The organism is Limosilactobacillus sp. (assembly GCF_022651205.1).
Taxonomy (GTDB): Bacteria; Bacillota; Bacilli; order Lactobacillales; family Lactobacillaceae; genus Limosilactobacillus.
In genome coordinates, this window is the sequence record NZ_JALCQI010000014.1 from 23,221 (window position 1) to 31,891 (window position 8,671).

Below are 8,671 nucleotides of genomic sequence, written 5' to 3' on the forward strand. Positions count from 1 at the left end.
TGTCGTCGTTCTTTAATTTGTTCGCCAAATTTCATTGGTCTCTCCTTATTTTTGGGTTAAGTATATCGAATAACGATAGACAAGTACTAGCAATGATTCATTGCACCACCAGAATAGTACAAAAAATAGGCAAGAAAACACATTGTTAAAACGTCTTTTCTTACCTCTAATTATCTACCGTTAGCTTCCAAACTTACTAAGTCTAATCGCGGGAATTAACCTGAGCCTTCGAGTCTAACTACGAACGACTCTGATGATTTCATCATCATTCGTCATTCTAGGTTAGCCAACCAGGCTCTTAAATAGGTTAATTCCCAGCTCCAACTAAATGGTCCCATCCGGAATCGAACCGGAATCGGCCGCTTAGGAGGCGGATGTACTATCCAGTTATACTATAGGACCAGACAAAGAGTATTATCGCATTTACGAACAAACTCGTAAAGCTAATTTTACTCTTTTTCATTAATTATTCAAAGTACTGCCTTAATCACATCCCACTCTTACGGCGGTGCTTGAGACGAATCCCCTTATTTTTCCGATTTTTCTTATGAGGCTTCTTTTTCGGCTTTGTCAGTTTACCAAGGGTGTGATGAACAGTCTTTTCGACACTTGCATTGTCATTCCACTGTTCTTTTTGCAATTGCCGACTGTTTTGCCGCCGAACTGAAACTGACTTTTGACCCTTTTGTGGTTTTTGATCCGTAATTTGGTCATTATCAATGTAAAGATGCTCCAAATGATAATCAGTTGGGGCAAGGAGCTTTTTCAAATCACGGATATCGTGATCATCACCTAAGTTAATTACCAGTCCTGGTTCACCTTGACGGCCTGTCCGCCCAACACGGTGGATATAAGTATTCGTTTCTGTTGGCAAATCAAAGTTAATAACAGCAGGAAGCTTAGGAATATCAATCCCCCGCGCAGCAACATCTGTTGTCAGTAATAACTTAATCTGGCGTTTCCGAAACATCCGCATCGCCTTTTCACGTTGCGTTTGCTTCTGTCGGCCACCCAAAGTTCCAATTGTCATATGTTCGTGACGAAGACGACTAGCGGCATAATGAAGTGTCCGGGTACTATTAAAGAATACCAAGCCACGAAAATCTTTGATACTGGTCAGCCGACGAAGGACAGCAGTCTTTTGCGCATTCGTTCGCGCATCAATATACCCGTGACGAACATTTCCCCGAGTATGGTCACTATCAGTAACATCAAGGGTTAAAATATCCCGTCCGAACATCACTGAAAGTTGCTTAAACACTGGCGATTTAGTAGCAGAAAAGAACGCTAACTGAGCGCTTAATGGCGTAGCACGCTCAATATCTTCAACAACAGCCAAAGTATCGTCACGCAGTAAGTCGTCTGCCTCATCAATTACCATCGTTTGAAGGTGACCGAGTTTGAGGTGCCGGTTATCCAGCATATGGAGAACTCGGCCAGGCGTACCGACAACAACATCCGGATGTTTACGAAGCTTCATTACCTGTCGACGAAGGTTAGCACCACCTGTTAAGGCAAGGACTTTAACGCCAATAATATTAGCCCATTCACGCATTACCCGAGTCGTTTGGATCGCTAATTCCTGTGATGGCGCGAGAACTAATAACTGGGTGCCAGCCCCGGGCATAATTTTCGGAAGAAGAGGCAAAGTAAATGCCAGTGTTTTCCCTGAACCAGTAGGCGCGATACCGAGGATTGACTTGTCTTCAGCTAATGGTTTTGCAACCGCCTCTTGGATTTCAGTCGGTTGTTTAAATTGCTGATTAAATTTTTCTTGAAATTGTTCGATCAAATGTTATCCCATCCTATTCTTGATCTTTATCTGCTGGAAATTCTAGTTGAGCTGATTGACGGAGTGAGTACATTACGGAGTTAACCATTTCTGAAAGGTCCATCCAGCCCTTGTACTTCTTCATTTGTTCTTCATTATCTGGATCATTGAACAAGTCAGCAAAGTCGTTCATTTCATCTGTCATTGAATTCTTCTCTACTGGTACATCAAGTTGGTGTGCTTGCTTGTCGGTATCGTAGTACGTTACCTTTTGGGTTTCAAAAATACTATCAAAAACAAGGGTATCCTTTAAGCCATAAACTTCGGATGGCAAGTATGAGTTAGCTGTCTTCCCAAAGTTTAAGGTCACACTGAATTTGTCATAATTCAAAATGGCAACACCCTTAGCGTCAACACCTGTCTTGCATAGGGTCGGGTAGTAAACAACGGATTGTGGCTGGCCAAAAATTGTCAGTGCACCATAAACTGCGTAAACACCGAGATCCATTAAAGCACCACCAGCATACTTCAGGGTAAAGATATTTGGATAAGGTTCATCCCCTGCCAAAACCTTGTCATACCGTGAGGAGTACTTCATTACAGTAATCGTTGCGCCTTGAACATAATGCTCTTTCATCTCGTCAACTTTCTTCAGCCCTTCCTTGTAGAGTGGCGTATGGATATGACGAGCAGCTTCAACTAGGCGTGCCTTCGGGTGAGCCGCCAGTAAGGATTGAATCCCGGAAAATTCACTTGGGTTTACAAATGCTGGCTTTTCAACAATCACAAACTTATCATTTTCAATTGCTAAGCGTGCTTGTTGGTAATGCAAACTATTTGGTGACGCGATGTAAACAACGTCAAAGTCACCATCTTCAAAGAATTTTTCAAGATCATCATAAAATTCTGTAGCACCATATGGCTTACCAAATTCCTTAGCCCGGTCCAGTGTCCGTGAATAGACCGCGGTTAGTTGATACTTGCCAGTAGTCTTGGCAGCATCAAGCATTTGATCCGTAATAATATGAGTTCCAATAATTCCTAACTTAAGCATTTAAGCCAACTCCCTTATCAGATATTTAACTTGTTACATTAATCATACCAATTATTGCTTGTTTTTAACAGAAATGAAATCTTTCGATCATATAATTATGTGTATAATAAGCTTGTAGAAAAATGACTTATCACATAATTGAGGAGATTGATGGAATATGAGAAAAAAGGGAATGTTACTTTTCGGCGCGGGACTAATGGCTGGGCTCTCTAGTACGTTAGGGTTCAGTCACGCGAAGAAAAGTAACACATCGGCTGCGTTACCGATATTCTATGCTGGTACTTGGCAATATTATGATCATGAACGCAACCGAACCCATATAATTACCATCTCTCCTGAATTAAAGCTGGGAATTGACAATCAAGAAATTCCCGCAACAGTTCAACTAGTTCGTGAAGATAAATTAGTTTATCTCGATAAATTTGGCTATCATATTACAATTCAAGCCAATGATCAGCGTCCAGTTTCATTAATTGATGAAGCTGATGATCAAGTCTATACAATTCAACCACTAAAATAGAGGTCATGAAAAGCTCTTGTTGCTTCATGACCTCTTTGATTTTTAAAACTATTTCTTATATTCCCGGTAGTGAGGAGCTTGATAGTGTTCCATGAAGTCAAGGATTTGGTCAAAGTCGTCACTGAAGCACATGCTATCGAGATAGGTCTTCTCGAGGAAACCTTCGTGAGACATGTGTTTAAATACTTGTTCAAGTGGTGAGTAAAAGTCATCTTGATTATAAAAGGCAACCGGCTTGGGATTTTCTCCAATCGTGATCCATGAGGCGGCCTGACTAATTTCTTCAAGTGTCCCAATACCACCAGGAAGGGCTAGCATTCCATCTGCCATTGCCATCATCTTTTCTTTCCGGTGATCCATATCAGGAACAATTTTGAGATCCTGAATTTTTTCATAAGCAGCACCACGGCTGGCAAGGGTTTCAGTAATAATGCCGTGAACGGTTCCGCCATTATCAAGGACCCCATTGGCAACGGCCCCCATTAAGCCAAATTGACCACCACCGTATACAAGATCGATTCGGTGAGCAGCCATCCATTCCCCTAATTGACGAGCTGCTTCTAAATACTTTTTATCACTGCCATCTCTTGCACCGCAGTATACAGCTAATAATTTAATCATTTTCTTCCCCTCCTTGTTGCAAAATTGCAATTTGCTGTTGGATTGCGTTGGCGGCTGTTTTAACGGCTGCTTCTTCTACAGGATAGAGGTTTAATAACAGTGGATTCCCCTGACCGTTACGATTAATTAAGGTTGGAAAACTTACATATCCTTCATACTGTGGTTGATAAATTGCCAGCGGAACACTTAGTTCACCACTCCCTAAAATTGCAGAAATAATTTGAATGGTCCAGACAACAACGGCACTCGCATTGTAGCCCAAGCCGTTTAGCGTATACCAATTATCCAAATCAGCGTTAATCCCTAGTTTATTTTGATCGAGATGGTGGCCGTTAATCGACTTTTCCAAATTTTGACCATTGACAGTAACTGTTGACCAAGCAAACACCTTTTCGCCATCGTGCTGACCATATACAAAGCCACTAACATTCTGTGATGATAACTGAGCAGCTTTAGCAACTGCCTGGCGCATTCGCATAGTATCAATTGTTGTCCCAATTCCCACTACTTGTTTTGGTGGTAAAGCAAGTTGCTGCTGAAGGTAAGCCGTAATTGCTTCATTGGGATCACTAATATTTAAGACAATTCCGGAAAAGCCGCTTTGCTTAACTCGTGGTGCGATCTCCTCAACAGCTTGCCCATTCCTTGTTAACTCAGCCATCTGATGCTCTTTAAGAAGCTGACTATCACCAAATGCTGTTATCAAAATATCCGCATTTTTTAAGGCTGCGTAGTCCTGAATAGTGATTGTGGTACTTGTCATTAAGGCGGTTTGGGCATTTTCTAAATCGGCTTTCAAGCCAACAGCCAAATCATCATCTTGATCGATTAAGACTAACTGATCTACTTTGTCGGTTGTTACTAGATCATGTGCCAATAGTCGTCCAACATGTCCCAGACCAATAATTCCAATTTTCCGCATCTTACGCTCCTCCTTAACCAAAAACGAGGCACCACAAGGAATTGTGAGGCCCCATTATTCATTAATAATATCTAATTTATTGTTGTTCTTGGAACTTAATTGCTTCAGGGAATGTATCTAAGATGTACTTACGTGGACCATCTGGGAAATCAAATTCTCCTTGAGCTTCATAAGTTTCATCATGATCGCCAACCGTCAATGTGACACCATCATCATCAAATGAAACATTTACTCCCAATTCAATGGCCGCTTTGATCAAACGCTGCGTATCATCAGAATACTCATTGCTAATTGCCTGAAGCGGGTGAGACATGTTCATATTAGCAGTAAAACGATCATTAGCCAGCTTTAAGCCGAACGAAAGTAAATTGCCGTTTTCAATCTGATCAGCCAATTGACCGCTAATCGTCAACGCTGGATCGTCAACCCGACGTTGAACAAATTTAAGAGCTAACCGATACTCACGTGGTGCATTAAATTCATCAACCAAATCCTGCAATTCAGCAATAATCTTAATAGCGGCCTCGTGCATTTCTGGAGTTTGTTCTTTTGGCTTTTGAAGTGCTACCTCATTATTAAGCTTTCGTGCTGTTGCTAGTTTCTCTGGTAAATTATCCGGAAGCGGCTTAACTAACGTATTAATCATTAACAATTCAAGGAAATTAATCGTATCGTCACTGACCCCTGTCCGAGAAAGCGGATCAAGATCAAACGAACGGAATTCAAGATAATTAATACCCTTAGTCAACATCCCCTGTAAATCACCAACGTCTTGGTTATGACGCCGACAGCGAACAGGACCGAAGAATTCCTTAATGCTGTAATAAGTACCATCATCCAAGAATTGCTGTAGCTTAGAAAAATGTTCTTCTAATGAATTATAGCTAACTTGTTCATTAGGCAAGTTATCATCACCATAATCACTACACCGCAAACTACGAACCGGTAACTCAAGGTGTTCCGGTACATTCACATCTTCAGAAACTGGGCTTGCACCGTAAAGGTAAGTGAATAGCCATTGATAAAGGACAAAGCACTGTGCCATCTTAAAATACAGATGATTTTGAAAATCAACAAGTGAATGATACTCATCCTTATAGAATTGTTCGTATAAGGCTTTCAAAAGTTCCTTGTTAAGGCTGAAATTAACATGGACATCACCCAACAATTCCTGGGTAATTCCGTATTTTTTGCCTAGGTAATCGTGGTTTGCTTGGTCCCAAGACTTGGTATTGGCAGTCATTAGGTAGTCTAAATCATGATTATAGACAGGCGCTGGAGCAAGGCTGAGAGGCCATAGTCGTTCATCCTCATGAAGTTGGCCAACCATAATCTGTTCAAGCATCTTCAACTGACGAACAGCATTCTTACTTCCAACAACTGGTGACGTTTCAAAGTCAATCATGTTGTCAGTAAAACCAGAATTCAAATATAGGTTATGACGACGAGAACGGAGCGCCTCTGGATAAGGGTACCGACTTGCTCGACCGTTAGTTAATACCCGGTGCTTCTTTGCCTCTAGTCCAAACTCTGACGCAAATAGTTTTGCATTTAACTCTGGCTCGCTTAATGCTTGACGAATTACGGCATATCGACCAGCCATTCAAATCACCTCATTTCTCATATACCATACACAATAACACTTTGGATACTGAATTAGCAACCTCAAAAGCGAAGTGACAATAATCAAATAATTGCGCAAAAGACAACTGAATTAACGGTTGCTTACTGAAATGCTTTGAGATGCTAAAGTGCTTTATTTTGTAATGTAATTGAGCAGTTTGAACATTACCTGCTTATTCTCTGCTGGAACATCGTGGTTAATAATTTCAGCAGCTGTTTGATGAAGGTCATTATTTTCAAGCGGGTACTGATTATCGTTAATTGCAATCTCACGAACATTGTCCTTCATTGGTTCAAAGTGAAATTGCAGGCCGATAACGTTGTCGTGATAAAGGAAGCCTTGATTTTCATTTAAATCACTACTAAAAAGCAGCTTAGCATCATCAGGAATCTCAAACATGTCCTGGTGCCAATGCAAAGCAGTTAGCTTTTCTGGAATGCCTGGAATTGCGTCGTTTTGCCGATAAACTGGTGCCCAGCCAACTTCTTTATGCGGAGCTTGACTAACTTGGTAGCCAAGCGCTTTAACAATCTGTTGTGCTCCTAAGCAAGCACCAAAGATTGGTTTACGTTCATCAATCAAAGTCCTAATTAATTCTCGTTCTTCTTCTAACCACGGAAAGTCATCATTAGGACTCATTGGACCACCAAGAACAACCAGCATATCAGTCTCAGCTGCAGTTGGTAAATTGCCAAATTGATCCGGGTGATAAACATACATTTCATTGTTATTTGCATGAATCCAATCCCGAATTGATCCGGGTCCTTCATTGGACGTATGCTGCAAGATATTTACTCTCATTACCTAATACTCCTATTTTTATTTACTCCCCAACGTACTCCTACTTAGTCACTAGAATTTTAATGTTATTCAGATCAGGTGTCAATAAAAGCGAGCGACAATGAGAAGTTATTTTAATATCAATGAAAACTAAAGATCTACTATTTGAATAGTGGTACCGATCTTTTTCAAAAGTGCCAGTAAATCAGTGGTTTTCAATATAACAGTCTGGGTATTGGTATTTGGATGGACTCCAATTAACTCATTCATTTTAAGAACTTCTTGCGTAATAATTAGCGATACCTGATGCTGTCGATCATTAAAGAGGTTAAAGGGTGACACCATCCCCGGAGTTACGTTTAGGATCTGACTCATTTCATCTGAGGAAGCAAATGATAATCGGGATGATCCAACTGCCTGACGAAAGCTTTTTTCATCGAAGCGCTTATCTTCTGGAAGAATATATAGGAAATAATTTTTCCGATTATGGGTATGAAGAAAGAGATTCTTTGTCCTTGCAAACGAGTAGTTTTGTACATATTGATCCGCTTCATCTGTCGTAAAAACGGCTGGATGATGAACTACCTGGTATTCAATTTTATTATCATTTAGCAATTGATAAATTTGCTGTGGAGTCATATTATTCTCCTTATTAAATGCACTTATAAATAAAGCCACGAACAGTCATTATGGATTAGAGTTCGCAGCTTCGTTTGGATATTTTCAGTTGGTTTTATATTATTTGTTAGCAATCATGAGTACCGCTGTATTCCGTCTTAAGCGGCTCATTAATTTCTACCACTTCAACGTTATCAGTTAAGATTTTGGTTGGGCTAACCAGTGGCATCGTAAAATGCTTTGGATCAAAGCGAAGTTCCATTTGGTCTTCAAATTGAGCACTAGCATACCATTCGCTCTTAATCCGAATGTCACCAATATTGGAACTAACAATCTCATCAAAATCAGGTAGCTTAACATCGCGGTTAACAAAAATTAACCGGTAGTTAGCATCTAAGTTACAATTGCCGATTGCCGAAAATGGACCTACCCCATCATCAAAGTCCAAGACAATTTGCTTATCAGGACTCATGTACTTTCTGAGTCGATCCATTGCCGCAGCAGTTACGGTTAATTTTTTCATAAGCAACTCCCCTTTAAGTGATATTGTAATTATTATTTTACTCACTTTTTATAAGAGATAAAGGAAGATGCTCACGAAACTTTACTTTACCTTTTTATTCTTATCAATCCGGTGGTGGATTATAGAATGAAGTTAGCCACCCAGTTGGTGGTAAATAAAAAACGCCATTCGGCGTGACATCAGGTATCATATTAAGTGAACCAAACCTATATGAAAGGATGTCCGTCAAATGACGCAC

9 protein-coding genes and 1 tRNA gene are annotated in these 8,671 nt (G+C 40.4%); 1 reads left to right on the forward strand and 9 read right to left on the reverse strand.

Annotation, left to right across the window (positions count from 1 at the left end; translation table 11 throughout):
* Positions 1-329: 329 nt before the first annotated feature.
* The 3 genes from LKJ51_RS04355 to LKJ51_RS04365 form a co-directional block, all read right to left on the reverse strand.
* Positions 330-402 (reverse strand) — tRNA-Arg (locus LKJ51_RS04355).
* Positions 403-487: 85 nt separating this feature from the next.
* Positions 488-1,792, reverse strand: coding sequence for a DEAD/DEAH box helicase (locus tag LKJ51_RS04360; protein WP_124031643.1), 1,305 nt, complete (start codon positions 1,790-1,792; stop codon positions 488-490).
* A gap of 13 nt (positions 1,793-1,805) precedes the next feature.
* Positions 1,806-2,825, reverse strand: a complete 1,020-nt coding sequence (locus LKJ51_RS04365; protein WP_291978970.1) for a Gfo/Idh/MocA family protein — start codon at positions 2,823-2,825, stop codon at positions 1,806-1,808.
* Positions 2,826-2,982: 157 nt separating this feature from the next.
* Between LKJ51_RS04365 and LKJ51_RS04370 the strand changes: the two genes are divergently transcribed.
* Positions 2,983-3,345, forward strand: coding sequence for a DUF4828 domain-containing protein (locus LKJ51_RS04370; RefSeq protein ID WP_003716737.1), 363 nt, complete (start codon positions 2,983-2,985; stop codon positions 3,343-3,345).
* Positions 3,346-3,393: 48 nt separating this feature from the next.
* Here the strand turns inward: LKJ51_RS04370 and LKJ51_RS04375 are convergent, their stop codons facing one another.
* From LKJ51_RS04375 to LKJ51_RS04400, 6 genes are all read right to left on the reverse strand, one after another.
* Entirely contained in the window at positions 3,394-3,966 is a 573-nt protein-coding gene (locus LKJ51_RS04375) for a TIGR00730 family Rossman fold protein (protein ID WP_288489755.1), read from the reverse strand.
* On the reverse strand, positions 3,959-4,888 hold the full coding sequence (locus tag LKJ51_RS04380) for a lactate/malate family dehydrogenase (protein WP_098045316.1): 930 nt from the start codon (positions 4,886-4,888) through the stop codon (positions 3,959-3,961). Before LKJ51_RS04380 ends, LKJ51_RS04375 begins: the two co-directional genes overlap by 8 nt.
* A 76-nt stretch (positions 4,889-4,964) precedes the next feature.
* Positions 4,965-6,491 carry a glutamate--cysteine ligase gene (locus LKJ51_RS04385; protein ID WP_098045317.1) on the reverse strand — a complete coding sequence of 509 codons (1,527 nt, stop codon included), beginning with the start codon at positions 6,489-6,491 and terminating at the stop codon, positions 4,965-4,967.
* A 153-nt stretch (positions 6,492-6,644) separates the two neighbouring features.
* Positions 6,645-7,313 (reverse strand): type 1 glutamine amidotransferase, encoded by a 669-nt coding sequence (locus tag LKJ51_RS04390; protein ID WP_003716733.1) that lies wholly within the window; start codon positions 7,311-7,313, stop codon positions 6,645-6,647.
* Between the two features lie 129 nt (positions 7,314-7,442).
* Positions 7,443-7,931 carry a prolyl-tRNA synthetase associated domain-containing protein gene (locus LKJ51_RS04395; RefSeq protein ID WP_040530849.1) on the reverse strand — a complete coding sequence of 163 codons (489 nt, stop codon included), beginning with the start codon at positions 7,929-7,931 and terminating at the stop codon, positions 7,443-7,445.
* A gap of 106 nt (positions 7,932-8,037) precedes the next feature.
* Positions 8,038-8,433, reverse strand: coding sequence for an iron-sulfur cluster biosynthesis family protein (locus LKJ51_RS04400; protein ID WP_040530846.1), 396 nt, complete (start codon positions 8,431-8,433; stop codon positions 8,038-8,040).
* Positions 8,434-8,671 lie beyond the last annotated feature (238 nt).